The organism is Saccharopolyspora spinosa NRRL 18395 (genome assembly GCF_000194155.1).
GTDB lineage: Bacteria > Actinomycetota > Actinomycetes > Mycobacteriales > Pseudonocardiaceae > Saccharopolyspora > Saccharopolyspora spinosa.
Genome location: NZ_GL877878.1, coordinates 2,875,517 through 2,901,473 on the forward strand (window position 1 = coordinate 2,875,517; position 25,957 = coordinate 2,901,473).

General features: G+C 68.7%; 26 protein-coding genes, 1 pseudogene and 1 riboswitch. Of the genes and pseudogenes, 9 read left to right on the forward strand and 18 right to left on the reverse strand.

Annotated elements, in window-relative coordinates; genetic code table 11:
* The first annotated feature begins 86 nt into the window (after positions 1 to 86).
* The 3 genes from SSPN_RS0114470 (at position 87) to SSPN_RS54690 (ending at position 3,284) form a co-directional block, all read left to right on the forward strand.
* Positions 87 to 1,553 (forward strand): helix-turn-helix transcriptional regulator, encoded by a 1,467-nt coding sequence (locus tag SSPN_RS0114470; RefSeq protein ID WP_010695734.1) that lies wholly within the window; start codon positions 87 to 89, stop codon positions 1,551 to 1,553.
* Positions 1,554 to 1,603: 50 nt separating this feature from the next.
* Positions 1,604 to 2,683 carry an isocitrate/isopropylmalate dehydrogenase family protein gene (locus SSPN_RS0114475; RefSeq protein WP_010695735.1) on the forward strand — a complete coding sequence of 360 codons (1,080 nt, stop codon included), beginning with the start codon at positions 1,604 to 1,606 and terminating at the stop codon, positions 2,681 to 2,683.
* A 433-nt stretch (positions 2,684 to 3,116) separates the two neighbouring features.
* Positions 3,117 to 3,284, forward strand: coding sequence for a cell division protein ZapE (locus tag SSPN_RS54690; RefSeq protein WP_010695736.1), 168 nt, complete (start codon positions 3,117 to 3,119; stop codon positions 3,282 to 3,284).
* A 43-nt stretch (positions 3,285 to 3,327) separates the two neighbouring features.
* Here SSPN_RS54690 and lepA read toward each other — a convergent pair whose 3' ends face one another.
* Positions 3,328 to 5,178, reverse strand: coding sequence for a translation elongation factor 4 (gene lepA, locus SSPN_RS0114485; RefSeq protein WP_010695737.1), 1,851 nt, complete (start codon positions 5,176 to 5,178; stop codon positions 3,328 to 3,330).
* Positions 5,179 to 5,307: 129 nt separating this feature from the next.
* Here lepA and SSPN_RS0114490 point away from each other — a divergent pair, with 129 nt between their 5' ends.
* Entirely contained in the window at positions 5,308 to 5,892 is a 585-nt protein-coding gene (locus SSPN_RS0114490) for a class I SAM-dependent methyltransferase (protein WP_010695738.1), read from the forward strand.
* A gap of 22 nt (positions 5,893 to 5,914) precedes the next feature.
* On the opposite strand, the gene SSPN_RS0114495 is transcribed toward SSPN_RS0114490, so the two are convergent.
* The 3 genes from SSPN_RS0114495 to SSPN_RS0114505 all read right to left on the reverse strand — a co-directional run bounded on the left by SSPN_RS0114495 (position 5,915) and on the right by SSPN_RS0114505 (position 8,314).
* On the reverse strand, positions 5,915 to 6,295 hold the full coding sequence (locus SSPN_RS0114495; RefSeq protein ID WP_010695739.1) for a VOC family protein: 381 nt from the start codon (positions 6,293 to 6,295) through the stop codon (positions 5,915 to 5,917).
* Positions 6,296 to 6,340: 45 nt separating this feature from the next.
* Positions 6,341 to 7,204 carry a DMT family transporter gene (locus SSPN_RS0114500; protein WP_010695740.1) on the reverse strand — a complete coding sequence of 288 codons (864 nt, stop codon included), beginning with the start codon at positions 7,202 to 7,204 and terminating at the stop codon, positions 6,341 to 6,343.
* 300 nt (positions 7,205 to 7,504) lie between these two features.
* A complete protein-coding gene (locus SSPN_RS0114505; RefSeq protein WP_010695742.1) occupies positions 7,505 to 8,314 on the reverse strand; it encodes a TSUP family transporter in 810 nt (269 codons plus the stop codon).
* A 210-nt stretch (positions 8,315 to 8,524) separates the two neighbouring features.
* On the opposite strand from SSPN_RS0114505, the gene rpsT reads away from it, so the two are divergent.
* Positions 8,525 to 8,785, forward strand: coding sequence for a 30S ribosomal protein S20 (gene rpsT, locus SSPN_RS0114510; protein ID WP_010695744.1), 261 nt, complete (start codon positions 8,525 to 8,527; stop codon positions 8,783 to 8,785).
* A 78-nt stretch (positions 8,786 to 8,863) separates the two neighbouring features.
* Here the strand turns inward: rpsT and holA are convergent, their stop codons facing one another.
* A complete protein-coding gene (gene holA / locus SSPN_RS0114515) occupies positions 8,864 to 9,850 on the reverse strand; it encodes a DNA polymerase III subunit delta (RefSeq protein WP_010695746.1) in 987 nt (328 codons plus the stop codon).
* Positions 9,851 to 9,946: 96 nt separating this feature from the next.
* Positions 9,947 to 10,079: riboswitch (SAM riboswitch) on the forward strand.
* A gap of 12 nt (positions 10,080 to 10,091) precedes the next feature.
* Between holA and thrC the strand changes: the two genes are divergently transcribed.
* Positions 10,092 to 11,360: a threonine synthase gene (gene thrC / locus SSPN_RS0114520; RefSeq protein WP_010695748.1), complete on the forward strand. Its 1,269-nt coding sequence runs from the start codon at positions 10,092 to 10,094 to the stop codon at positions 11,358 to 11,360.
* A gap of 101 nt (positions 11,361 to 11,461) precedes the next feature.
* On the opposite strand, the gene SSPN_RS0114525 is transcribed toward thrC, so the two are convergent.
* The 9 genes from SSPN_RS0114525 to SSPN_RS0114570 form a co-directional block, all read right to left on the reverse strand.
* A complete protein-coding gene (locus SSPN_RS0114525) occupies positions 11,462 to 13,813 on the reverse strand; it encodes a ComEC/Rec2 family competence protein (protein ID WP_010695750.1) in 2,352 nt (783 codons plus the stop codon).
* A complete protein-coding gene (locus SSPN_RS43825; protein ID WP_010695751.1) occupies positions 13,810 to 14,586 on the reverse strand; it encodes a ComEA family DNA-binding protein in 777 nt (258 codons plus the stop codon). The genes SSPN_RS0114525 and SSPN_RS43825 overlap by 4 nt, the downstream gene beginning before the upstream one ends.
* A 132-nt stretch (positions 14,587 to 14,718) precedes the next feature.
* A complete protein-coding gene (locus tag SSPN_RS0114535) occupies positions 14,719 to 15,579 on the reverse strand; it encodes a DegV family protein (RefSeq protein ID WP_010695752.1) in 861 nt (286 codons plus the stop codon).
* Positions 15,580 to 15,613: 34 nt separating this feature from the next.
* On the reverse strand, positions 15,614 to 16,234 hold the full coding sequence (locus tag SSPN_RS0114540) for a histidine phosphatase family protein (RefSeq protein WP_010695753.1): 621 nt from the start codon (positions 16,232 to 16,234) through the stop codon (positions 15,614 to 15,616).
* A complete protein-coding gene (gene rsfS / locus SSPN_RS0114545; protein ID WP_010695754.1) occupies positions 16,231 to 16,629 on the reverse strand; it encodes a ribosome silencing factor in 399 nt (132 codons plus the stop codon). Before rsfS ends, SSPN_RS0114540 begins: the two co-directional genes overlap by 4 nt.
* Before the next feature lie 349 nt (positions 16,630 to 16,978).
* Complete coding sequence (nadD, locus tag SSPN_RS0114550; protein WP_029535334.1) at positions 16,979 to 17,599, reverse strand: nicotinate-nucleotide adenylyltransferase; 621 nt, start codon at positions 17,597 to 17,599, stop codon at positions 16,979 to 16,981.
* Between the two features lie 283 nt (positions 17,600 to 17,882).
* On the reverse strand, positions 17,883 to 18,104 hold the full coding sequence (locus SSPN_RS0114555; protein ID WP_010695756.1) for a ferredoxin: 222 nt from the start codon (positions 18,102 to 18,104) through the stop codon (positions 17,883 to 17,885).
* 135 nt (positions 18,105 to 18,239) lie between these two features.
* Complete coding sequence (locus SSPN_RS56700; RefSeq protein ID WP_010695758.1) at positions 18,240 to 18,434, reverse strand: hypothetical protein; 195 nt, start codon at positions 18,432 to 18,434, stop codon at positions 18,240 to 18,242.
* 93 nt (positions 18,435 to 18,527) lie between these two features.
* Positions 18,528 to 19,868 (reverse strand): glutamate-5-semialdehyde dehydrogenase, encoded by a 1,341-nt coding sequence (locus SSPN_RS0114570; RefSeq protein ID WP_029535335.1) that lies wholly within the window; start codon positions 19,866 to 19,868, stop codon positions 18,528 to 18,530.
* A 100-nt stretch (positions 19,869 to 19,968) separates the two neighbouring features.
* Between SSPN_RS0114570 and SSPN_RS0114575 the strand changes: the two genes are divergently transcribed.
* Entirely contained in the window at positions 19,969 to 22,089 is a 2,121-nt protein-coding gene (locus tag SSPN_RS0114575) for a RecQ family ATP-dependent DNA helicase (RefSeq protein ID WP_010695760.1), read from the forward strand.
* Positions 22,090 to 22,390: 301 nt separating this feature from the next.
* Here SSPN_RS0114575 and SSPN_RS0114580 read toward each other — a convergent pair.
* From SSPN_RS0114580 to SSPN_RS0114595, 4 genes and pseudogenes are all read right to left on the reverse strand, one after another.
* A pseudogene (locus tag SSPN_RS0114580) lies at positions 22,391 to 22,576 on the reverse strand (DUF885 family protein); the annotation flags it as partial.
* 12 nt (positions 22,577 to 22,588) lie between these two features.
* Positions 22,589 to 22,831 carry a hypothetical protein gene (locus SSPN_RS0114585; protein ID WP_029535336.1) on the reverse strand — a complete coding sequence of 81 codons (243 nt, stop codon included), beginning with the start codon at positions 22,829 to 22,831 and terminating at the stop codon, positions 22,589 to 22,591.
* 159 nt (positions 22,832 to 22,990) lie between these two features.
* Positions 22,991 to 23,215 (reverse strand): DUF397 domain-containing protein, encoded by a 225-nt coding sequence (locus tag SSPN_RS0114590; protein ID WP_337466329.1) that lies wholly within the window; start codon positions 23,213 to 23,215, stop codon positions 22,991 to 22,993.
* A complete protein-coding gene (locus SSPN_RS0114595; protein WP_010695765.1) occupies positions 23,185 to 24,036 on the reverse strand; it encodes a helix-turn-helix domain-containing protein in 852 nt (283 codons plus the stop codon). Before SSPN_RS0114595 ends, SSPN_RS0114590 begins: the two co-directional genes overlap by 31 nt.
* Before the next feature lie 224 nt (positions 24,037 to 24,260).
* Here SSPN_RS0114595 and SSPN_RS54700 point away from each other — a divergent pair, with 224 nt between their 5' ends.
* Together SSPN_RS54700 and SSPN_RS0114605 are read left to right on the forward strand one after the other, a co-directional pair.
* Complete coding sequence (locus SSPN_RS54700) at positions 24,261 to 24,500, forward strand: HC3 family zinc finger protein (RefSeq protein WP_143539499.1); 240 nt, start codon at positions 24,261 to 24,263, stop codon at positions 24,498 to 24,500.
* A 120-nt stretch (positions 24,501 to 24,620) separates the two neighbouring features.
* Entirely contained in the window at positions 24,621 to 25,898 is a 1,278-nt protein-coding gene (locus SSPN_RS0114605) for an MFS transporter (protein ID WP_010695771.1), read from the forward strand.
* Positions 25,899 to 25,957 lie beyond the last annotated feature (59 nt).

A 25,957-nucleotide genomic window follows, 5' to 3' on the forward strand; every position in this document is an offset into this window, starting at 1 on the left:
GTTGATCCCAGTCTTGACCCCGATCCAGCGAAACACGACCAGAATTTCGAGGTAATTTTCGCATTTTTTCTGCTAACATCAATGTCATGACGGAGTTCGCTACAGAAGAAGACCGTAGTTTTTCAACAGAACACGACCTTCTGGTCTTCGGTCAGCGGCTGCGGCACTTGCGCAGGGCAGCCGGGCTCACCCTCGTGGAACTGGGCGAACGGGTCGGGCGCGCGCCGTCGCAGCTGTCACTGCTGGAGAACGGCCACCGCGAGCCGAAGCTGTCGTTGCTGCGCGCACTAGCGGATGCGCTGGGCAGCTCCGTCGACGACCTGCTGTCCAAGAAGCCGCCGAACCGGCGCGCCGAGCTGGAGATCGCCGTGGAGAAGGCCCAGCTCGACCCGATCTACCAACGGCTGGGCGTGCCGCCCCTGAGGGTCGGCAAACGCGTCCCCACCGAAGCCCTGGAACACGTCCTCGCGCTCTACGAAGAACTCAAGCGCCGCGAGACTAAGCAGGTCGCCACCCCCGAAGAGGCCCGCAAGGCCAACGCTGAGCTGCGCGGCATGATGCGCGAGCACGGCAACTACTTCCCCGAGATCGAGAAGTCTGCTGCCGGCATCCTCGACAAGGCCGGCTACCACGGCGGCCCGCTGTCCGAAGGACTGATCCAGTCCATCGCCACGCACCTCGGCTACGGGCTGCGGTTCGTCACCGACCTGCCCCGCTCGGTGCGCTCGGTGACCGACCTGAAGAACCGGCGGATCTTCCTGCGCCGCGAATCGCTGGGCATGCACAGCCCGCGGACCATCCTGCTGCAGACCCTCGGACACCTCAGCCTCGGCCACCGCCAGCCCCGCGACTTCGCCGACTTCCTCCGGCAGCGCGTCGAGGCGAACTACTTCGCCGCCGCGGTCCTGGTGCCCGAACAGACGGCCGTGCCGTTCCTGCAGGACGCGAAGGCCGAGCGCGACCTCGCCGTCGAGGACCTGCGCGACGTGTTCTCCGTGTCCTACGAGATGGCCGCGCACCGGTTCACCAACCTCGCCACCCAGTACCTGGACCTCGTCTGCCACTTCGTGCGCAACGACGAGACCGGCATCATCTACAAGGCGTACGAGAACGACGGGCTGGTCTTCCCCACCGACCCGACCGGCGCCATCGAGGGGCAGCGGATGTGCCGGTACTGGGCGGGACGCCAGGTGTTCGCATCCCCGGACCGCTACTCGACCTACTACCAGTACACCGACAAACCCGGCGCCACGCACTGGTGCGTCGCGCACGTCGACCCCAGCCGCGGGCGGGATTTCGCGATCACCCTAGGCGTGCCCTACACGGAGTCGCGGTGGTTCCGGGGCCGGGACACCAACAACCACTCCAAGTCGAAGTGCCCGAACGGCGAATGCTGCCAGCGCCCGCCCGCGGATCTCGCGAGCCGCTGGGAAGGCATGGTGTGGCCGTCGGCCCGAGCCCACTCGCACGTGCTCGCCGCACTACCGTCGGACACCTTCCCCGGCGTGGACGAGGCCGACGTGTACGCGTTCGTCGAAGCACACCAGGGCTGATCAATGGCAGCGCGGACTCGGCGCCCGACCCACTACCGAAGGAGAACGACGTGGGCTCCCGGCCAAGGATCTCGATCGGCCTGATCCCCGGCGACGGCATCGGCCCCGAACTCGTCGACAGCGCCGTCGAAGTGCTGCAAGCGGCCTCGGCCGACCTCCACTTCACCACCGAAGACGGTGGCGCCGACACCTTCCGGCGGACCGGTGCCGCCTTGAGCCCGGAGTCGCTGGAGCGAATCCGCACCGCCTACGACGGTGTCCTCAAAGGACCCGTCGGCCTGCCCGACGTCCGCCACCCCGACGGCACCGAAGCCGGAATCCTCGGCGGCATCCTGCGCGGCGGGCTGGACACCTACGCCAACGTCCGCCCGATCGCCTTGCTCCGCGGGACGGTCACGCCGCTGCGCAGCACCGAAACGGGCATCGACTACGTGATCGTGCGCGAGAACACCGAAGGGCTTTACCTCTCGCGCGGGCGAGGGGTCGGGAACGACCGGGCCGTCGCCGACCAGATGCTCATGACCCGCGAGGGCACCGAGCGCGTGGTCCGCTTCGCGTTCGAGCTCGCCCGCCGCCGCAGCGGCGCGCCCGCTGATGGTGTCCGCCGCGTTACCTGCGTGGACAAGAGCAACGTGCTGCGCAGCTTCGCGTTCTTCCGGGCGATCTTCGACGAGATCGCCGACGAATACCCCGACGTCCAACGCGACTACCGCTACGCCGACGCCGCCGGGCACGACCTCGTCGCTGATCCCGGGCATTTCGATGTGCTCGTCATGGAGAACTTCCTCGGCGACATCCTCAGCGACGTCGGCGCGGCCACCATCGGCGGACTCGGCATGTGCCCGGCCGGCAACATCGGCGACCACGCCGCCTACTTCGAACCCATCCACGGCAGCGCTCCCGCAATCGCCGGACGCGACGAGGCGAACCCGACCTCCCAAATCCTCGCGGCCGCCCTCATGCTGGAACACCTCGGCGACCACGCGACGGCAGTGCGCATCAAGGACGCCGTCACCCGGGCATATGCCGACGGGCAGATCCGCCTACTTCCGAACTGCCGTCCCAAGGGCGGGACCAAAGCCGCCACCCGAGCCATCATCAACGCCGTCGACACTGATCAAGCGCCTTGAGCACTTCAGGGAGTTGCAGCGGGCTGTTTGGGACCCGTTGCGCAGTGGTGGTGCACCTGCGCGTCGCTGGCGTGAAGCGAACGGACCGTCCACTCCGATAGACGGCACAAACGGGCCGTTCACCTCACCCACCCAACCCCACCCACCAGACCATTGACGTGAAGCGAACGGACCGTCCACCCCGATAGACGGCACAAACGGACCGTTCACCTCACGCCCGGCCTCGGCAGCGCCCTGGATAGCTCGGGGCACCCGGGCCCCGCGAGGGCGTGTGAAGAGCCTCGGCGCTTCAGCGAGCGGCTCCAGCGCAACGCCACACCGTGAAAGCACTCACGAGCCTCAAGCAGTGAAAATCGTGCCTCAAGCGGTGTGGCGCAGGGCTTCGCACAGAGTCGTGGGGTGATCTCGCACGCCGACGTTCTCGCACGAGCGGATGCCGCAACGCTTCGCCAACGTCGTAGACGTGTTGTGCGACAAGGACATCGCCACGCACGTGCTCGCCGACAACAGCATCGCCGACACCTTGGCGAACGGCACTGATATCGAACGCACCGCCAGCCGACTCGCTCTGCTCCGCCCGCTCGCCACCGAAGTCCACTGAGGAAGATCCGGCACCGGCGACCGCCGATGCCGGACCATCCCAGCTACTTCTTGCCCTTGGCCTTGTCGTCCTTGGCTTCATCGGTGGACAGCGCGGCGACGAAGGCTTCCTGCGGAACCTCTACCCGGCCGATGGTCTTCATCCGCTTCTTGCCTTCCTTCTGCTTCTCCAGCAGCTTCCGCTTCCGGCTGATGTCACCGCCGTAGCACTTGGCGAGCACGTCCTTGCGGATCGCGCGAATCGTCTCGCGGGCGATGATCCTGGACCCGATCGCCGCCTGGATCGGCACCTCGAACTGCTGCCGCGGGATCAGCTCGCGCAGCTTCGAAGCCATCTTCGTGCCGTAGGCGTAGGCGGCATCGCGGTGCACGATCGCGCTGAACGCGTCCACCGGTTCGCCCTGCAGCAGGATGTCGACCTTCACGAGGTTCGACGCCTGCATGCCGGACTCCTCGTAGTCCATCGAGGCGTAACCGCGGGTCCGGGACTTCAACTGGTCGAAGAAGTCGAAGACGATCTCCGCCAGCGGCAGCGTGTAGCGCAGCTCGACCCGGCTCTCCGACAGGTAGTCCATGCCCGACAACTGCCCGCGCCGGCTCTGGCACAGCTCCATGATCGTGCCCACGAACTCCGACGGCGCGATGATCGTGCACCTCGCGACCGGTTCGAGGACGTCCTTGATCTTGCCCTCGGGCCAGTCGGACGGATTGGTCACCACCAGCTCCGAACCGTCCTCCATCTGCACCTCGTAGACCACGTTCGGCGCGGTGGAGATCAAGTTCAGGTTGAACTCGCGCTCCAGCCGGTCACGGGTGATCTCCAGGTGCAGCAGCCCGAGGAATCCGCAGCGGAAACCGAAGCCCAGCGCCCCGGAAGTCTCCGGCTCGTAGGTCAGCGCCGCGTCGTTGAGCTGCAGCTTGTCCAGCGCCTCGCGCAGCAGCGGGTAGTCCGTGCCGTCCATCGGGTAGAGCCCGGAGTACACCATCGGCTTCGGCTCGCGGTAGCCGCTGAGCGGCTCTTCAGCGCCCTTGCGGTCGGCGGTGATCGTGTCGCCGACCTTGGACTGGCGGACGTCCTTCACCCCGGTGATCAGGTAGCCGACCTCGCCGACGCCGAGCCCCGCCGAAGGCTTCGGTTCCGGCGAGATGATGCCGACTTCCAGCAGCTCGTGGGTCGCGCCGGTGGACATCATCCGGATTCGCTGCCGCGGCGTGATCCTGCCATCGACGACCCGGATGTAGGTGACCACACCGCGGTAGGTGTCGTAGACGGAGTCGAAGATCATCGCGCGGGGCGGCGCGTCGGCAACGCCCTGCGGCGCAGGGATCTGCCGGACCACCTCGTCCAGCACGGATGCGACGCCCTCACCAGTCTTCGCCGACACCCGCAGCACGTCCTCCGGCTCGCAACCGATGATGTGCGCCAGCTCGGCGGCGTACTTGTCCGGTTCAGCCGCCGGCAGGTCGATCTTGTTGAGCACAGGGATGATCTGCAGGTCGTGCTCCATCGCGAGGTACAGGTTCGCCAGCGTCTGCGCCTCGATGCCCTGCGCGGCGTCGACCAGCAGCACCGCGCCCTCGCACGCCGCCAGCGACCGGCTGACCTCGTAGGTGAAGTCGACGTGACCGGGGGTGTCGATCATGTGCAGCACGTGGTCGACGCCGTCGGAGGTCCACGGTAGGCGCACGTTCTGCGCCTTGATCGTGATGCCGCGTTCCCGCTCGATGTCCATCCGGTCGAGATACTGGGCCCGGTACGCGCGTTCCTCCAGCACGCCGGTCAGCTGCAGCATGCGGTCGGCCAGCGTCGACTTGCCGTGGTCGATGTGCGCGATGATGCAGAAGTTCCGGATTCGCTCCGGGGGCGTGAACGTGGTGTCGGCGAAACTGCTCACTCAGTGTTCCTCGCGGATGTCGACTGGTGCGGGGTTCACCCCATCGTCCCATGACACGCCTGGTACCCAGCGCCCAACTCCGGGTCATCCCCGATGCGACCACCCGCTTCGGGCTGCTGAGCTGGTCCTATGAGTGGTTTCGCCGGTTTCGCCCTGGACCGTGCTTTCGGTCACCCCACCGGAATCCTGGGCGCCGTGGGCGGCGCGCTGATGGCGCGCAGCAATGCGGCGGCAGAGCAGCAGGTCGTGCGGTTGGCCCGGCTGACCGGCGCGGAAGAAGTGCTGGTGATCGGCCCCGGGCCGGGCGTGGGGTTGCAGGCGGCCGCCGAACAGGCGGCGCACGTAGTCGCGGTCGAACCGTCTGCGCGCATGCGGCAGGCGGCCGCCCGCAGATGCGCGAGGCTGCGCAACGTCGCTGTTCAGGACGGCACCGCCGACGCGACCGGGCTGCCGGACGCTGCGTTCGGCGCGGCGCTGAGCGTGAACAACGTCCAGCTGTGGCCGGACCGCACCGCAGCGCTTGCCGAGCTGCACCGAGTGCTGCGGCCAGGCGGTGTCTTGCTGGTGTCGGCCCACGAACGCTGGTTGCCGGGCGGACGCCCCAGACTCCACTCCGACGTCCAGGCGGCCGGGTTCACCGACGTGCAGACGTGGGCCTGGAAACCGGACTACGGCACCACCCAGGCCCAAACCCGAGCCATCAAGCCGTCGTAGTCCGGCGCACCCCGCGACCGCATCAGGGCTTGCGGACGTCGACCCGGATCGGATGGTCGGCGGGGATCTCGACCAGAACGATGCGCATGCCGTCGGGGTCCGCCACCCAGCCCTCGTCGAGCCCCCACGGCTGCCGCTCGGGCTCGGCAAGCACCGTCACTCCGCGGTGCCGCAACCGTTCGAACTCCGCCCGCACATCGCGCACCTGCAGCCAGAGCACCTGGTCCGGGCTCGGCCCGGGCCCGCCCCGGCCGGAGATCTCCAGAAAACCCTGCCCCAGGAAGAAAACCGTGCCGCCGGGGAACTCCCGCGCGATGGCCAACCCGAGCACGTCCCGGTAGAACCGCAACGACCGCTCCCAATCCCGCGGCCGAAGGATCAACCGGCTGTTCAAGATCTCCATGCCACGTTTCTACCCGCGCCCACAACCAGCCGCCGGGCGACGCGGTCAGGCGATGCCGAGGAGGACGATTCCGGCGAGGACCACCACCGCTCCCGTCAATCGGCGGGTTGGCTGGGGTTCGCCCAGGAGTCGCCAGGCCAGGAGGCCCGCCAGGACGATGCTGAGCTCACGGGCCGGGGCGACCAGGCTCACCGGGGCGAGCTGCATCGCGAACAGGACGAGGATGTATGCCAGCGGTGACAGCAGGGCCACCGCCAGGATCTCGCGGCGGTGCGACTTCCAGGCCTCCACGACCCGGGTTCGGCGGCTCACCGCGTAGGGGGCGAGCAGCATCGAGCGGGCGAGGTTGTTAGCCCAGTCGTACGCCAGCGGCGACAACGCCAGCCCTGTCACGGCGTGCGCGTCCCAAACCGTGTAGGTCGCGATCAGCGCACCCGTCGCCAGGCCGAAACCGACACCAGCAAGACTCGCGCCGGAGCGCGGCACCCCGTCGGACAGTCCGATCACGAACACCCCGGCGACCACCAGCAGACCACCCAGAATCCCGAGCCAGCCCGGGCGTTCGCCCAGCAGCAGCACCGCGACGAGCATCGCCAGCATCGGGCCGGTGCCACGGGCCAGCGGATACACCACCGACATGTCGCCGACCGCGTAACCGCGTTGCAGCAGCAGGAAGTACGCCAGGTGCACGACCGCGCTCACCAGCACGCCCAACAGCCAGTCGCCCAGCGGCGGGAGCCCGTTCCAGATCAGCGATGCGGCCATCACCGGTAGGTACAGCACCGCACTGCACGTCGCGGTCAGCCACACGAACCCCGCACCGGCCGCCCCGGCGCGCTTGGCGAAGAAGTTCCACGCCGCGTGTGCGAACGCGGCGGTGGCGACGAGAAGAACGGCTGCCAGCCCCATCGAACCCTCTCCGTGCCGCGCAGGCGCGCGACATCCGGGTTCCTCCAGGTTTTTGTCCCGTCAGATGTGCGATCACGCGCCTTCCGCGATCGCCGGTGCCGCTCGGACCAGTCCCCCACACCCCTGGTTGTGACGATCTGCGACGGAGCGGGAGCGGAACCCTAGGCACAACCGGGCGTTGATGTTACTCCGTGCGAATCGCGGATCCGGAGGGACCGTTCCCGGACTCACCCCGAACTGCGGTGCGGGTAGCGGAACGTCAGGACTCCGGGAATCCCCGGCTCATGTGTGACCAAGGCTCTAGCTAGACGCCTGCGCGAGTTTCCAACCGAGGCTGACGACGAGCCCGGCCACCACCGTCAGGAACACCCGCCGGACGAAACCAGAGCCGCGCTTCGCGGCGATCATCGCGCCGACGACGCTGCCCGGTATGTTGCTCACGGCCATCACCAGCGCCGATCCCCAAAGGGCCTTGCCCGCCGGGACGAAGAACTCCAGCGCGCCGATGTTCGTGGCCACGTTGACGACCTTCGCTGTCGCCGAAGCCGTGACGAACGCGAAACCGACCAGGCCGACGAGCAGGAACGTCAGGAAGGAGCCGGTACCGGGACCTGCGACCCCGTCGTAGAAACGGATCACGGCGCCACCGGCCAGCATCACCAGCAGCTGTGCGCGTCGCTGGAAACGCGGCGAGTCGGCCGAACCCAATTCGGGTTTGCGCCAGGTGGGAACACCGACGAGACCCAACGCGACCAGCACGACGACGCTGAGTGACTGCGAGCGAAGAGCACCGGCCAGTATTGCGCCGCCCAGCGATCCGAGCAGGACGACGATCGCCATCGACAACGCGGCCGGCCAGTCGATCGGGGTTCGCTTCGCGTAGGTGCGGGCGGCCGCGGCGGTCCCGGCGATCGCCGCCACCTTGTTGGTGGCCAGCGAGTAGATCACCTCGCCGCCGGGCAGGAGCAGAAGGATCACGGGCAGCTGGTTCAGGCCATCGCCGCCGACGATCGCATCGACAGCCCCGGCCAGGAGCGCGGCGCCGCAGAAAAACAGCAGTCCGGCGAGGCACAGATCGGCGAATCCGGGCCAGTTCAACGCATCGAGCACGAGCCTTGAACCCTATGGTTCGGAAACGCCGGATCCGGCCCGATGTGATCGCCCTAGCCCGGCACCGCCCGCCCGAAATCTGCGCAGGTCGGCGCTGTTAACATGGACGACCGTGCCGTGCGGCATTCCGCCGTGGAGGAAACCTGCCTGAGCGCAGCGCCGACAACAGCGCGGCACGATCGATTCGACAGACGAGGAAGAGGCGCCACAGTGGCCAACATCAAGTCCCAGATGAAGCGGATCAAGACCAACGAGCAGAACCGGCAGCGCAACAAGGCCGTGAAGTCCGCGGTCAAGACCGCCATCCGCAAGTTCCGCGAGGCGGCTGACGCCGGCGAGAAGGACAAGGCCATCGAGCTGCAGCAGGCCGCCAGCCGCGCGCTGGACAAGGCCGCCAGCAAGGGCGTCATCCACAAGAACCAGGCCGCGAACAAGAAGTCCGCGCTGGCGCAGCGCGCCAACCAGCTCTGAGCTGAGGTCTGAACTTCGAAAGGCCCCTTCCCCGCGCGGGGAAGGGGCCTTTCGCGATTTCGGTGGAAACCGGTGCGATCACGAGCGCTGGTTGCGGAGCTCCACGAGGCGCAGGACGGTTCGTTCCAAGGCGTAGGTGGCGTCGGCGGCCATGCCCTTGACCCCGGCGTTGACCTCTGCAACCGCCTGGAGCGCCTGCGCGAGGCTCGAAGCGTTCCAGCCCCGGGACTGCGCCAGCGCCTTCTTCACCTTCCACGCGGGCATGCCCAGCTCGCCTGCCAGCCGGAACGGGTCGTTTCGACCGCCCGCGGCGGCGACGCGGCCAATGGTGCGGACCGAGTCCGCGAGCGCGTCGGCGATCAGCACGTGCGGGACGCCAAGCTGCACAGCCCACCGCAAGGCCTCCAGGGCAGCCGCGCGGTCACCCGTCACCGCCTTCTCCGCGACCGCGAACCCGGTCACCTCGGCTCGCCCGCGGTGGTAGCGGCGCACGGCCGTCTCGTTGACCTTGCCGCCGGTGTCGGCGACCAGCTGCGTCGCCGCGGCCGACAGCTCCCGCAGGTCGGAACCGACCGTTTCGATCAGCGCAGCCACCCCGGCGGCATCGGTTTTGCCGCCGGCCCGGCGCACCTCGTCGCGGACGAACGCCTCCCGCTCGGCGGGCTTGGTGATCTTGTTGCACTCGGTGACCCGCGCGCCTAGTTTGCGCAGCGCATTGGGTAGTTCCTTGGCGTGCTTCGAGCGGCCGCCGCCGGTGTGCACGACGACGAGCATGACCCCGTCCGCCGGCTGCTTGGCGTGCATCAGCAGCGCGTCGGCGATCTCCTTGCCCGCGTCCTGGGCGGACTCCACCGCCAGCACCCGGCCCTCCGCGAACAGCGATGGGCTGAGCAGTTCGGTCAGCTCCGGAGGAGTGAGTTCACTCACCTTCACGCGACGCAGCTCGGCTTCCGGATCGGCCGCGCGGGCGGCTCCGACAGCGGCCCAAACCGCGCGTTCCACCAGCAGTTCTTCGTCGCCGAGAACCAACTGCAGCGGATCAGGGACCACGGCCGGTGCGCTCATGCACGCATCGTCGCACGCACCCGTGACGTTCCCGCCATCTGGATCGTGCTGGCCAGACCCCGGCGCGGTCCACTAGCGTTGCTGGCACAACTGAATAGCTCATCCAGAGGGGCAGAGGGAACGGCCCGATGAAGCCCCGGCAACCGTTCGTCAGCGAATCGTGCTTTCACCCGCGAGGTCTCTGACGAAAGCGGTGCCAATTCCGACCCGTCCGCGGGACAGATGAGGAGAGGACCTCTCGATGACTGCTGCTGCCCATGCCCAGACGACTCCGAAGAAGACCTTCGACCTGGGCAACGCCGTCGAACTGGTGTCCAAGGAAGAGGGCCACCGGCAGCCGTTGGCCCCGGAGTTCGTCTCGCTGGAGGACTTCTCCCCGCTAGAGGTCGCCTACGACTTCGGCAAGATCCGCCGCGAGGACATCGAATCCGGCCCGCGCTCCATCTGGCGCTACAAGCAGCTCCTCCCGGTTCCCACCAACGTCGAAGAGCACCCGAACACCGAGCCGGGCTGTACCCGGCTGGTCCGGGCCGACAAGCTCGCGAAGGCGCTGGGCGTCAAGCGGATCTGGGTCAAGGACGACACCGGCAACCCCACCCACTCCTTCAAGGACCGCGTCGTCGCGGTGGCGCTGGCCGCCGCCCGCGAGTTCGGCTTCAAGGTGTTGGCCTGCCCCTCCACCGGCAACCTCGCCAACGCGGTGGCTGCCGCCGCGGCCCGCGCTGGCTGGGACTCGGTGGTGCTGGTGCCCAAGACCCTGGAGCGCGCCAAGATCCTGATGAGCGCGGTCTACGACGGGTCGCTGCTGGCCGTCGACGGCAACTACGACGACGTCAACCGGCTGGCCACCGAGCTCGCCGCGGAGCACGAGGACTGGGCGTTCGTCAACGTCAACGTGCGCCCCTACTACTCCGAGGGGTCGAAGACGCTGGCTTTCGAGGTCGCCGAGCAGCTCGGCTGGCGCATCCCCGAGCAGATCGTTGTGCCGATCGCCTCCGGCTCGCAGCTGACCAAGGTCTACAAGGGGTTCAACGAGCTCAGCCAGGTCGGCCTGGTGGAGCCGAGCCCGGTGCGGATCTTCGGCGCGCAGGCAACCGGCTGCTCCCCGGTGTCGACGGCGTACAAGGACGGCCACGACGTGGTCCAGCCGGTGCGGCCGGACACCATCGTCCGTTCGCTGTCCATCGGCGCCCCCGCCGACGGCCCGTACGTGCTGGACATCGTGCGCAAGACCGGCGGCGCCATCGAAGACGTCAGCGACGACGAAGTCCGCGAGGGCATCCGGTTGCTGGCGCGCACCGAGGGCATCTTCGCCGAGACGGCCGGCGGGGTCACCGTGGCCACGGCGAAGAAGCTCATCGAAGCGGGCGAGATCGACCCGGACGCCGAGACTGTGCTGCTGATCACGGGTGACGGGCTGAAGACCCTGGACGCGGTGCAGGACCAGATCGGCCCGAAGGCCACGATCGCCCCGACCACCGACGCGGTCAACCAGGCGCTGGGGCTCTGAACCAAGCCGATTCGAGACGCGCGGCGTCACCGCACGACGGTGGCGCCGCGCTTTCGTCTACAAAGGACCTCCTCGGACGCTCCGGGGCGGCCGCGGCTGTCCTACGACTCACCCGCGCGCAATGGGCCTCCCCTGGCGACGTAGCGGGGCCCCTGCGGGCCGGGCAGGATGGCGATGTCTCCTTCCTGGTCGGTGCGCAGCACTTTCGTGCCAGCGCGGGTCAGGTCGTCGACGACGAACGGGCTCGGGTGGCCGTAGGTGTTGCCGTCTCCAACACTGATCACGGCTAGTCGTGGACGCACTGCTCGCAGGAAAAGCGGTGTGGTGTAACGGGATCCGTGGTGCGGCACCTTGAGCACGTCGGCTCGCAGATCCGCACCGGACGACATGAGCCGCCCCTGGCCGGGCAGTTCGACGTCACCGGTGAGCAGGACCCGCCCGGCCGGGGTGGTCGCGAGCAGCACGATCGACGCGTCGTTGGCGTCGTCGGCCGTCTGCGCGCGGGCCAGCACCGGATCTGGGCCGAGCACGTCGAGGACCAGTCCCGGCCAGACCACCCGCTGCCCGGACAGCAGCGGCACGACAGGAACCTGATGTGCGCGGGCATCTCTGGTCACGTCATCCATCGCCCAGGCCGGTTCTCGCAGCGGGCCGATTGCGACCGCGCCAACGGGGACCTTGCCCATCAACGCGGCGAGTCCGCTGACGTGGTCGGCATGCAGGTGGGTGAGCACCGCCAGCGCTACCCGGCGAATGCCCAGCCGCTGCAGGCATTCCGCGGCCCGCTGCGGATCCGGTCCGGTGTCGACCACCACGGCCTCGTCCGGGCCACCGGTGGCCAGCACCAGCCCATCTCCCTGGCCGACGTCGCAGGCCACCATGCTCCAACCCGGCACCGGCCAGCCCGGCAACATGGTGCGCACCGGTACCAGCACCAGCGCCGCGAGCAGCACCACGACCGCAACCGCCCAGCGAATCCGTCTGCCGCGCATGCCGATCAGCCCGACCACCACGAGTGCCGCCAGCAGCAACCCGCCGACGGTGCCGGATGGCCAGTCGAACGCCGCGCCGGGAACCGCCGCAGCCCGGTCCGCGACCAGGATGATCCACTCCAGCTCCGGCGCTGCCAGCCAGCCGAGCACACCGGCCAGCCAGGTCGAAACCGGTGCGGCCACGGTGGCCAGCACGCCGAACACCGTCGCCGGCGCGACAACGGGCCCGGCCAGGATGTTCGCCGGTACCGCCACCAGACTGACCTCGCCGGAAAGCGCCGCGATCAGGGGGGCCGTGACGACGTGCGCCGCCAGCGGAACGGCGATCGCTTCCGCTAATCCAATGGGCACTCCTCTCGTCCGCAATGCCGACGACCACACCGGTGCCAACAGCACCAGCCCGGCGGTGGCCGCCACCGACAGCGCGAACCCCGCACTCATCGCCAGGTCGGGCTGGAGCAGCAGCAGACCGATCACACTCGCGGACAGCACCGGCAACGCCGACCGCTGCCTGCCGAGCACCAACGCCAGCAGCGTGATCGCACCCATCACCGCCGCGCGCAGCACGCTCGGTTCCGGCCCCGCCAGGACGACGAAACCGACGAGCGCCGCGCCCGCGCCGCCGGCCGACATGACCGGCCCCGCGCCGACCAGGTGCAGCAGCACGAGCACCGCGCCGCACACGATCGCGAGGTTGGCCCCCGAAACCGCCGTCAGGTGGGACAGACCGGCCGTCTCGAAGTTCTGCTCCACCTCCGGTGGCAGTCCCCCGGTGTCGCCGACCACCAACCCCGGCAGCAGTCCCGCCGCGGCCGGGCTGAGCACGTCGGCCGACACCCGCCGCAGTCCCTCCCGCAGGTCTTCCGCGACACGCTGCCAGCCTGGAGCCGACCCGACATCGGCGGGTTGGCCGAAAACCTGGAGCGCGGCGACCGTGAGCTCGCCCGCACGCGGCGGGGAGAGCTTTCCCGTCGCGGTCACCTGTTGCCCGGCAATGAGATCCCGCCACCCTGCAGTCGGCACCAGCAGCACCACCGCTCCGCCTGCCCGTACTCGACGCCCGGCGAGCTCACCGGACTGCAGCTCCGCGCTTACCAACGACCTGTCCGCCGCTCGTCGGGCGCCGAACGCCGCACCGCGCAACGGCCTTGGCGCGCTGGTCAACATGACCCGCAGTGTTGCCCGCTCGCCGTGCTCCGCTGCCAGTCGCACCGGGTGGTGCTCGACGCCGTGGGCGCGCACCGCAATTCCGGTCGCGGCAACGCCCGCCAGCAGCAGGACCGCGAGGGTGCCCCTGGCAACCGGCCCGGTCGGCGCCGCCCGCCACACCAGTGGCGCGGCCAACGAACAGAGCAACGCCAAGACTGCGGCCGGAACCCAGCCCACCAGCAATCCGGTCAACGTCACGACCCAGACCGCGAGTGCGGTCGGCACCAGGCGCAGGTCGAGTCTTGCGATCACACCCGCACCGCTTCCCGCAGCCGGGCGAACCGGGATTCGCCGATGCCGCCAACTTCACGCAGCTGCTCCACCGAGTCGAACCGGCCGTGTTCCGCCCGCCACTGCACGATCCGCTTGGCGGTGACCTCGCCGATGCCGGGTAGTTCATCGAGTTGATCCTCCGTTGCGGTGTTCAGGTTGACTTTGCCGTCGCCTCCGGGCTGGGCGGACGACGCCTGCGGTGGCGGCGGCACGGCGACGTAGAGCTGTTCGCCGTCGACCAGCCGGCGGGCCAGGTTGAGACCCGTCAGATCGGTGTCGGGTAGCGGGCCACCGGCCGACGCGAGGGCGTCGGCCACCCGAGCGCCCGGCGACACGGTGACCAGCCCCGGGCGAGTGACCCGGCCGACGACGCTGACGACGAGTTCCGGTGGCGCCGCGGTGGTGACCGGTGGCGGTGGCGGCGAGACGGGTAGTGGCACGGGTTCGGCCGCGGGCTGGTTCGCCCACGCCCCGACCACCACACCCACCAGGACCACCAATGCCACCAGGGCGAGCGCGAGCACACCGATCCGACCGGGGTCCGCTCTGGACCTCAGCAGGGATTCGGGAAGCCATCTCTCCGCCAGCCGCCGCCAAGACGAACCGGATCCGGTATCCGGTGGCGTCACCGAGTAGTTCGGGCCGACGCGCTCCGCCGGCTCGTCGAAGGACGCATGTCGCCGCAGGGTTTGCAGCCTGCTCCTCGGGTCGAGTTCTTCGGATTCGCCTGCGGTGGAACGAAAACTCCGCATTTCAAACATGTGATCGACTTTAGAGGAGACGAAACACGTTGCGCAGCTTTATTTTTCTCCGCTCAGACCACAGTGGAGGAAATCGTCCACAGATTCAGCACGAAGGTGTGGAATCCGCCCACCGAAAGGTTTTCAAGCTCCCGAACGCCACCCGTTCGGGAGCACCACGACACCCACCGCTCCGGGCCCGATGTGCGCACCGATGACCGCGCCGACCTCCGAAACGACGCAGTCGGCGGACTCCCCGAGTTCGGCCCGGATCCGCCCGGCGAGCTGCTCGGCTCGCTCCGGCGCGGCCAGGTGGTGCACGGCGATCGCGGCGGCGCCGGAACCCGCTGCCCCCAACGAAATGTCCAACAACCGAGTCATGGCCCGAGTGGTCGTGCGCACCTTCTCCAACGCGTCGATGCGCCCGTCATGAACGTGCAGCAGCGGCTTTATCGCCAACGCCGTGCCCAAGACCGCGGCGGCGGTTCCGATCCGGCCACCACGCCGCAGGTATTCCAAGGTCTGCACGGAGAACAGAGTCGTCGTGCGCTCGGCCGTCGAAACCGCAGAGCGTTCCACCTCGGCCAACTCTGCTCCCGACTTCGCCGCCTCGGCCGCCGCGAGCACCGAAAATCCCAGCCCCATTGCCGCAGATCGGGAATCCACGACCCGGACCCGCTCTGGATCCACCTCGCGCGCGGCCAGCCGCGCCGCATCCCAAGTGCCTGAAAGCTGCCGGGACAGGTGGACCGCGACCACGCCGTCCGCGCCGCAGTCCAGCGCGTCCTGATACGCCTTTGCTAATTCCTGCGGCGTCGCGCCCGCGGTGGTGACCCGATGCTTGCGGTCGAAGGCACGCGCAAGATCACCGGGGCCGAAAACGGGTTCGTCGACCGCGGCGGCGCCATCAACGCTGACGTGCAACGGAACGGTCCGCACCGCGTATCGCTCGGCGTATCCCGCCGGCAGGTACGCCGTCGAGTCGGTGACGACTGCAATTGGCACGCCGCAACCCTACGACGTCGCGGAAGGAATGCGATCAGCCCTCGACCGGTATCCCGGCGTTGTAAGCCATCAACCGCCAGCGGTGATCGCGGTTGCTACGCCGCTTCAGCACAACCCAGTGGCAGTTGCTGATGCCGCCCAGCCCCGGCCACAGGTCCAGCGGCAGACCGACCAGCTTCGCCGTCAGCGCGGTGATCAATCCCCCGTGCGCGCACAGCAACGCGGTGCCCTGGTGCTGGGATTCGAGCTCCTCCACGACCTCCAGCGCGCGCTCGGCGACCTCGACGCGGGACTCGCCGCCGGGCGGCGCCCACGTTGGATCCGCCCGCCAGGTGCCCATCGCTCCAGGCCAGCCGTGCTCGACCTCCGCGCCGCTGAGCCCCTGCCACTCCCCCAGGTGCGTCTCGCGCAACCGCTTGTCCAACCGCATCGAAGTCCCGCTGAACTCGGCAAACGCTGCTGCGGTGGTGCGTGCACGGCTCAGGTCGGAGCTGACTGCGGTGTCCGGAGTGAACCGGGCGATCGCCGGTGCCGCGCGCCGCGCCTGCTCCTGGCCGGTCTCGGTGAGCGCGCTGTCGAGGTGTCCTTGGAGACGGCCGGCGGCGTTGTAGCCGGTCTCGCCGTGCCGCCAGAGGACTAACCGGTCCAGGCTCACGATTCGGAGTCCGGCGAGTCGGCCTCGGCGGGCGCGTTCTGGTCCTCGAACTCGATCTGCGGGCAGTCCTTCCACAGCCGTTCCAGCTGGTAGAACGCGCGCTCGTCGGAGTGCTGGACGTGCACCACCACGTCGACGAAGTCGAGCAGGACCCACCGACCCTCGCGCGCACCCTCCCGGCGCACCGGCTTGGTGCCGGCGGCGCGCAGCTTCTCCTCGACCGCGTCGACGATCGCCTCGACCTGCCGTTCGTTGGGCGCCGAAGCGATCAGGAAGCAGTCTGTGATGACCAACTGCTCGGAGACATCCAGCAGGACCACATCGGTGGCCTTCTTGTCCGCCGCGGCCTGCGCCGCGATCAGAGCCAGCCGGCGGGCGTTCTCGGTGGCTGCCACGTCACTCCTCTCGGGTGGGTCCGGTGTGCGACCCACGCCGGGTAGAGGATAGCCAGCCCGCCTCGCACCAGGCCGAACCCGCCTCCACGTCCCTCGGGCCGAAGCCGCGGCCGCCCCAGGTGTCCTCGGGTTCGCATGTGGCGTTCCCGCATGGGCGCCCGCGCGGAGACCGAATCGCCCCGGGCCCCGCCCACCACGGTCCTTCACCCGGCGGTGAAACACGCAGGTCGCGCGACTGGGTGAGGCGAGCACCGGCCCATCCCGTCGGCGTTCGACGCCGTCTTGACCACGCCCACGGTCACCCGCGCCCTAACGATCTGCTTCCGACCGCGACGAGGGGCGGGGCGTGTCAGGAACCGGACGGGCCCCACTCCGCGCCGGCTTCCTCCCGGTAGAGGCCTCGCTTCGTGATGTACTGCACGATTCCGTCCGGGACCAGATACCAGACCGGCAGGCCCGCCCGGACCCTGTCCCGGCAGCCGGTGGAGGAGATCGCCATCGCCGGGATCTCCACCAGCGATACCGCCCCGGCGGGCAGGTGGGCCCCGTTGAGCGAGTAGCCGGGCCGCGTCACGCCGATGAAGTGCGCCAGGTCGAACAGCTCGTCGACCCGGTGCCAGGACAGGATCTGCTCCAGCGCGTCGGCCCCGGTGATGAAGTAGAGCTCCGCGTCCGGGTACTGCTGGTGCAGGTCGGTGAGGGTGTCGGCGGTGTAGGTCGGGCCGCTGCGGTCGATGTCGACGCGGCTGACCAGGAACCGCGGGTTGGACGCGGTGGCGATCACCGTCATCAGGTAGCGGTCCTCGGCGGGGCTAACCACCTCGTGGCTCTTCTGCCACGGCTGGCCGGTGGGCACGAACACGACCTGTTCCAGGCCGAACTGGGCCTGCACCTCGCTGGCTGCCACCAGGTGCCCGTGATGAATGGGATCGAAGGTGCCACCCATGACCCCGATCCTGCGACGAGACATAGCTGACAAGCCTAGAAAGCCGACAGCCCGCGCCGATCGGCGGGGCGTGCGTCGCGCGTCGCGGCGACCGTTGGGCCCGGCTCACACTCCCTATGAGCGGGGCCCAGGCCACGCCGGCCGTGGAGCCCGGCCCACGCTCCCCCTGAGCCGGGCCCCACGGCCCTGCGCAACCCTCGGCGGCTGGGGGCCCACCTCAGGTCGCGGGCGCTGCCATTTCTCAGGCGCGCACCGGTGTGACGGGCGCACCTGGGAAACCATGACGCGATTTCGAAAGTGGTCTGCGTCACTTTTCCGGGGCGATCGCCGCGCCGGTTTCGGCGTCCTTGACCAGGATCGCCTCCACCGGACACGACTCCGCCGCGTCGACCACCTCGTCGGTCGGCTCCACCGTCGCCTTCTTGGCGCAGGAGTAGCCGTCCACCAGCTCGAAGTGGTCCGGTGCGACGCCGGCGCACATGCCGGAACCGATGCAGGTGTCCGCGTCGATCTCGATCGACCAGCTCATTCGCCACCTCTTCCAGTTATGAGCGGGATCACCCGACACCTTGCCATGACGGCAGCATCCGCAGGGCACCGAGCATTCCGGTCTTCCAGTCGACGTCTTCGGCGGACGTCGCGAAACGCGGTCCTGGCAGCCGCGTCAGCAGCGTGCGCGGCGCGACCTGCAGCTCCATCTTCGCGAGCTGGGCACCGAGGCAGTGGCACGGGCCCCGTGCCCGAATGTCCTGCTCGTCGCCGCGATCAACGCGCTGAGCAGGTCGTCGGCCGGTTCTTCGCGGTGTTCGGCGAACAGCCCGGTCATGTCGACGAGCATCTTGTCGATGTAATCGGTCACCTGCTCCGCTCGGCGAACAACGCCGACGCGGCCTGCAACAGCGCTTCCTTGGTCGCGGCCGAGCCACGCTTGCGGCGCGGCGCCTGGGTGAAGTCAGCTCCCCGGGCACGAACTGGTGTTCGCCGCGGCGGAGCCCGGCCGCACGTGCCCGTCGCCGAAGGCCAGCCACTTCGTGGAGGTCAGTTCCGGCAGCCCCATCGGGCCGCGGGCGTGCAGCTTCTGGGTGGAGATACCGATCTCCGCGCCCATCCCGAACTCGCCTCCGTCGGTGAACGCGGTGGAGGCGTTGACCATCACCGCAGCCGCGTCCACCTGCACCGTGAACTGCCGGGCTGCGCGGACGTCACTGGTCACGATGGCTTCGGTGTGCCCCGAGCCGTGGGATCGGATGTGCTCGACCGCGTCTGGCAGCGAATCCACCACCGCTGCCGCGATGTCCAGCGACAAGAACTCCGTGTCCCAGTCCTCATCGGTCGCGGGAACCACATTGGAGCCCCCGACCTCGACGACTCGCTCATCGCCGTGCACGGTCACACCCGCGCCGTGCAGCTCGGCGAGCGCTCGGGGCAGGAACTCCTCCGCAATCTCCTTGTGCACCAACACCGTTTCCGCCGAGTTGCACACGCTGGGGCGCCGGGCCTTGGAGTTGAGCAGGATGCGCAGCGCGGTGTCGATGTCAGCGCTCCCGTCGACGTACACGTGGCAGTTGCCGACGCCGGTCTCGATGGCCGGCACCGTGGCGTTCTCCACGACTGCCGAGATCAGCCCAGCGCCCCCGCGCGGGATCACCACGTCGACCAACCCGCGCGCGGTGATCAAGTGCTGCACGGACGCCCGGTCGTGACACGGCAGGAGCTGCACGGCGTCGGCTGGCAGGCCCCGCTCGCGGACCACGTCGGCGAGGATCGCCACAAGCGCGGTGTTGGAGTGCTCCGCCGAGGACGAACCCCGCAGCAGCACAGCGTTGCCGGCCTTCAGCGTCAGCCCCGCCGCGTCCACCGTGACGTTGGGGCGCCCCTCGTAGACGATCCCGACCACACCGAGCGGTACCCGGACCTGCTGCAATTGCAACCCGTTGGGCAGCACGCCGCCGCGCACCACCTCACCAACCGGGTCCGGCAAACCGGCGACCGTGCGCAGCCCGTCGGCCATCGCGGCGACGCGCTCGGCGCTCAGGCTCAGCCGGTCGATCAGGCCTTCCGGCATCCCCGACTCGCGTCCGGCGGCAACATCCCGGTCGTTGGCGGCGAGGATCTCCGGCGCGCGCTGCACCAGCGCGTCGGCCATCGCGTGCAGCAACGCGTCCTTGTCGCCACGGGTGGCCTGTGCCAGCTCCGCCGCCGCCCGCTTGGCCCGCCGTGCCGCGTCGCGGACCTGCTCCCGCAGCTCGTCTCCGGGCACCTGGTCTGTGATCGTGGACTCGGTGGTGGTCACCTGCACAGACTAGTCCGTTCGGCCAGCGCCCCGACATCGGATTTTCACGCCCGGTCACCCCGGACGTGGCACGTCGCGGGCATCCGGTAGGAATCGGGTCGTGGACGAAAACGCGCTGCGCGAACTCGCCGACGACCGACTCCGCGCGCTGGCCGGCCCCGACGCCGCGCTGCGCGAGGACCAGTGGAGCGCTATCCGCGCACTGGTGCTGGAGCGTCGTCGAGCGCTCGTGGTGCAGCGCACCGGCTGGGGCAAGTCCGCCGTCTACTTCATCGCCACCGCGCTGCTGCGCGAACTCGGCGAAGGCCCGACGGTGATCGTTTCGCCGCTGCTCGCGCTGATGCGCAACCAGGTCGATGCGGCCGCGGCGGCCGGAGTGCACGCCGCGACGATCAACTCCGCGAATTCAGACGAGTGGGCCGACATCGAGGAGCAGGTTGCCGCCGGCGAGGTCGACGTGCTGCTGGTCAGCCCGGAACGGCTGAACAACCCCGACTTCCGGGACACGATCCTGCCGGAGCTCACCCAGGCCGCGGGCTTGCTCGTGGTCGATGAGGCGCACTGCATCTCCGACTGGGGCCACGACTTCCGCCCGGACTACCGGCGGCTGCGGACGCTGCTCACCGAGCTGCCCGAGGGCGTCCCCGTGCTCGCGACCACGGCCACCGCGAACGACCGCGTCGTGCAGGACGTCGCCGACCAGCTCGGGGTGGGCGGCGAGTTCACCGATCCGCAGGAAGCGCTGGTCCTGCGCGGCAGCCTGGACCGGGAGAGCCTGCGACTGGGCGTGGTCCGGTTGCCCACGGCGCAAGCCCGGCTGGGCTGGCTGGCGAGCCACCTGAAGGAACTGCCTGGTTCGGGGATCATCTACACGCTCACGGTGGCGGCGACCGACGAGATCGCGGCCTACCTGCGCGACCAGGGCTACGAGGTGGCGTCCTATTCGGGCCGCACCGATCCCGCCGAGCGGCAGCAGGCCGAGGCCGACCTGCTGGCGAACCGGGTCAAGGCGCTGGTGGCGACCTCCGCGCTGGGCATGGGTTTTGACAAGCCCGACCTCGGATTCGTCGTCCACCTCGGCGCGCCGTCCTCACCGATCGCCTACTACCAGCAGATCGGGCGCGCCGGGCGCGGTGTGCAGCGGGCCGAGGTACTGCTGCTGCCCGGCCCGGAGGACCGCGACATATGGAGCTACTTCGCGTCGCTGGCCTTCCCGCCGGAACCGACGGTGCGCGCCGTTCTCGATGCGTTGGCGCAGCAGGAACGCATGTCGACGGCTGCGCTCGAACCGCACGTCGAGCTCGGGCGCACCCGGTTGGAGATGGTGCTGAAGGTGCTGGACGTCGACGGGGCCGTCCGCCGGGTGAAGGGCGGCTGGGAGGCCACCGGCGAGCCGTGGCACTACGAGGCCAAGCGCTACGAGCGCATCGCCGCGGAGCGGAAGTCCGAGCAGCAGGCGATGCTCGACTACCTCGGCACGTCGTCTTGCCGCATGGAATTCCTGCGGCGGCAGCTCGACGATCCGGCGGCCGAGCCCTGCGGGCGCTGCGACAACTGCACCGGCTCCGGCTATTCCGGCGACGTCGACGACCAGGCGGTGCAGCAGGCGGAGGAGCGACTGCGCCGACCCGGTGTGGAGGTTTCGCCCCGCAAGATGTGGCCGAGTGGCATGGCTGCGCTCGGCATCCCGGTCTCCGGCAAGCTGCCCGCCGACCAGCAGGCCACCACGGGCCGGGCGATCGGGCGGCTCACCGACATCGGCTGGGGCAACCGGCTGCGGGAGCTGCTCGCCACCGGCGCGCCCGATCAGGAACTGCCGGACGACCTGTTCCAGGCCGGGATCAAGGTGCTGGCCGCGTGGGAGTGGGCGCAGCGGCCGGTGGGCGTGGTCGCGCTCGGTTCGCGGACGCGTCCACGCCTGGTACGCAGCCTCGCTGAGCGGATCGCCACGATCGGGCGGTTGCCGCTGCTCGGCGAGGTGCTGACGAACCCGAACACGACGCCCCGGCGCGCCACGAACAGCGCCCAGCGGGTGGCGTCGATTTGGCAGCAGTTCAAGGTGCCCGAGGAGCTCTCCGCCAAGCTGTCCACGCTGGACGGACCGGTGCTGCTGATGGACGACTACGCCGACACCGGCTGGACCATCACGGTCGCCAGCCGCCTGCTCCGCCAAGCGGGCGCCCCGGCAGTCCTGCCCTTCACCCTCGCCACCACTTCTTGATCGGCCTCGCAACCACGCCGCAGCTCAGGACCCTGAGTACTTTGGCGCAATAGAGGCCGTTCAGGGAGTGATCTCCGAGGTGCGGCAGGGCGGGCTTTGTCTTTGAGGCGGCGAAGCCGCTAAGCCCACCCCCGCAATTCGCTCAGACGTCGTCTGGCGAGGACAGCCCCAGCGCCGCGCATTGGGTCATGCACAAGTCGGGGATCTCGGAGACCTGACGGCGTCTGCGGTTCCGCCGCCGCACCGCCGCGCAGGACGAGCCGGAAACACTTCTACAGCAACGAAAAGCACTCAAGGGCGATCAGCCGACCCAACGTGCCTTGGTCCATCCGGCGATGACCTCGTCGAGGACCGGCATCGGCAGCGGGCCGTTGCCGAGCACCACGTCGTGGAAGGCTCGGAGGTCGAAGTCCTGGCCCAGCTCGGCTTCGGCCCTGGCGCGCAGCCGCTGGATCTCCAGGCGACCGACCAGATAGGACAGCGCCTGCACGCCGGATCTTCAGCACGCCGTCGGCCTGCTGCACCACCACACCGCGCGTGATCCGGTCCGCTGGCCGGGGATCGAGCTCGCGGGCGTGTCGGCGATGCGCAGTGCGCGTTGCCGGAGCGCCGATTGCGCTAACTCGTCGAGGTCGTTGAGCCGGTGGTCGATTCCCGGTAGTCCCTGGAGGAGCTCGTTCAGCGGGTCCTCCTCGGCGAGGGCTTCCAGCAGTTCGCCGGCGAGCTCGCGCACTGTGGTCACCGGGCCAGTCTGCCCGACGCGGCAATGCATTCGACCGACTCGGAACAGCGAACTCAATTCACCCGAAATGGATCACGAAAACGCCCAAATGTGAACGAAATGCGGAGAAGCGACCCGGTGCCCTCGAACCTCGAGCCGAGGGCACCGCGGGAGGTGGCGTCAGAAATCGAATCGACCGGCACGCACTCCGGCGACGAACGATCGCCACTGATCGCCCGAAACCGTGAAATACCCCGCCGTCCGCTGCTTCGAATCCCGGACGGCCGCCCCGTCACCGAAGCGACCGACCTCGACGCAGTCCGTCACCTGCGCCGACCGGCTCGACTTCCGCCAACCAACCGGCTTTGCCGTATTCACGCGATGGCCTCCATTTCGTTCGCACACTTGGCGATGAACGCGATCGAATCGGCGTCGTCCATCGCGAACGAGAGAAGGGTAGTGATCGCGTCCAGATATTCCTGCGCGAGTCCGGGGTTGTAGAGAAAAGCAGCAGAACGGTAGTGCTCCAAGTGAACTATCGGCTGCGCCTTAGGGAACTCGAAAACCACGAACGGCCCGACGTGCCCCGGATGCCACGTCGTCGAACCGCTGGGCACCACCCGGACGTCGATGTTGGGCCAGTCGGCCAGTTCCGCCACCTTGCGGAGTTGTTCGGCCATGACCGCGCGGCCGCCGATCGGCTCCCGGAGCGCGTGCTCGCTGATGATCGCCGTCAGCCGCGGGCCGCTGCGGGCGGAGAGGATCTCCCGGCGGCCGACGCGCATCAGCACCAGTTTCTCGGCCTCACCGACCGGCCGGCCGCGCATCACGGCGCGTGCGTAGTCGGAAGTCTGCAGCAGCCCCGGAATCAGCCCGGTGGCCACATTGGTTATGTGAGTGGCGGTGCGCTCGAACTCGATCAGCGCGGTCAGCTCCTGCCGCACGCCGGAGCGGTCCGCGGTGAGCCAGTTCGGCGCATCGGCATCGCGGGCCATCTCGACAAGTCGATCACGTTCGGTAGCCGAAACACCCAGAGCGGTCATGAAGGCGGCCACCACTTCCGGCGGCGGGACGGACTTACCCGTTTCGTACCGCATCAGCCTGACGTGATTGGTGTCGAGCTCCTGTGCCAGCGCACGCAGGCTCTTGCCGACCTCTGCCCTGGCTTCGCGCAGCTCAGCCCCGAGGGCGCGGGCCTTCGGCGTGCCACCAGTGGTACGGGTCATGAAACATAGCGAAACAGAATTCGGGTCTGGTAACTACTACCTGTTCAGGTAATTGGCCATCCGTTTCAGTACCACCAAAATGGTACGCGCGACGACGACCACCCCAGGCGCACCGCACCCCCGGTGTCCGATACCGCGCTCCCGTCGGCGTCGTCCCGGAACTGGCTGCCGGACGCGACACGCGGCGGACGCCTCAAATCGATTTGAACAGGCGGTGATCATGCATGCCACACCCGTTTCGCTGGCAACCGGGCAACGGACAGCGACACGCCACGCTGAAACCCCGACCCCGCGGCGGCTTTCCGGCCGATTCTCAGGTCGAGACGCTGTGCGGCAAGCAGATCACCGTGGATAACTCCGACGTCGCGTGGCTGTGGACGACCTGCCCCGAGTGCAACAAGACCGCGCACGAGTTGGCCGGGACCCCCATCGCTCCCTGTAGTCCAGGTCCTCCCGCTAATTGAATTCGGACCTTTCCGCACAGGCAACGCAGACCGTACTGTGTCGTGACCCGTACGAGGTCCGGAGGACAACAGCACACCTCCGGCGCGCACGGGCGTCCTACCAAGGCACCGGAGGATGCGATGGCGCAAGAAGCGGCGACGGCCGAGAAATCCCGACTACCCCTTCGCACGCTGGTCGCCGCCAGCATCGGCAACGCGGTCGAGTGGTACGACTGGACGATCTACACGGCCTTCAGCGTCTATTTCGCCGCGGCGTTCTTCCCCGGCGAACTCGCGCTGATAAACACCCTCGCCGCGTTCGCGCTGGCGTTCTTCTTCCGCCCGCTCGGCGGCTGGCTGCTCGGCCGGTTCGCCGACCTCCGGGGCCGCAAGACGGCGATGCTGCTGACCATCTCGCTGATGGCAGGCGGCTCGTTGATCATCGCATTGCTGCCGACCTTCCAGACGATCGGCTGGGCTGCGTCGATCCTGCTGGTCCTGGCGCGGGTCGGGCAGGGACTCTCGCTGGGCGGCGAGGTGTCCAACGCGTCGGCTTACCTGGCGGAGATCGCGCCACCGGCAAAGCGGGGCCGCTACTCGGCCTTCTTCTACATCTCGACCGGTTCCGCGCTGCTGGTCGCCTCGCTGCTCGGCTTCGCACTGACCGCGCTGCTCACCAAGGACCAGCTCACCGACTACGGCTGGCGGATCCCGTTCCTGATCGGCGGTGTGCTCGGGGTGCTCGGCATCTGGCTACGCCGCACGCTCGAGGAGACCGAGCAGTTCGAGGACAACCGCACCAAGGCCAAGGCGCTGAAGAATCCACTGTGGATGACGCTGAAGCACCACCCCAAGGCGGTCGGCCAACTCGTCGGTTTCAGCATGCTGTCCACGTTGTGCTACTACACGTTCTTCAGCGCGCTGACCCCGTTCGCGGTGCAGAACCGGCACGCCGACGCCACCGACGTGTTCCTTGCGCTGTCGATCGCCACCGCGTTGTTCATCGTGCTGCAGTACCCGATGGGTGCGCTGTCGGACCGAATCGGCCGGAAGCCGCAGCTGCTGGTCTGGTCGGCGGCGATCGCGGTCCTGATCGTTCCGCTGTCCACATTGGTCGGCCCCGGACTGGGCGGGCTGCTGGTGGTGTTCTGCGTCGGAGTCGCTTTGTACACGGCGATGACCTCGATCGCGCCGGCGATCATGTCGGAGCTTTTCCCGACCGAACTGCGCGGCCTGGGCATCGGCGCCTGGTACAACCTCACCGTCGCGATCTTCGGCGGCACGGCGCCGCTGGTGATCCAGGCGCTCGCCCGTTACGAGCTGTCGACGATGTTCTTCTGGTATATCGCCATCGGCGCGGCGGTCGCGTTCTTCGTGATCCGCACCCTCCCCGAAACCAAGGGCACCGAACTCCGCTGACCCCGACGGCTTGTGAGTGAAGGGCAACTTTGACTGCAGGGTGTACAGCTACATGGTCG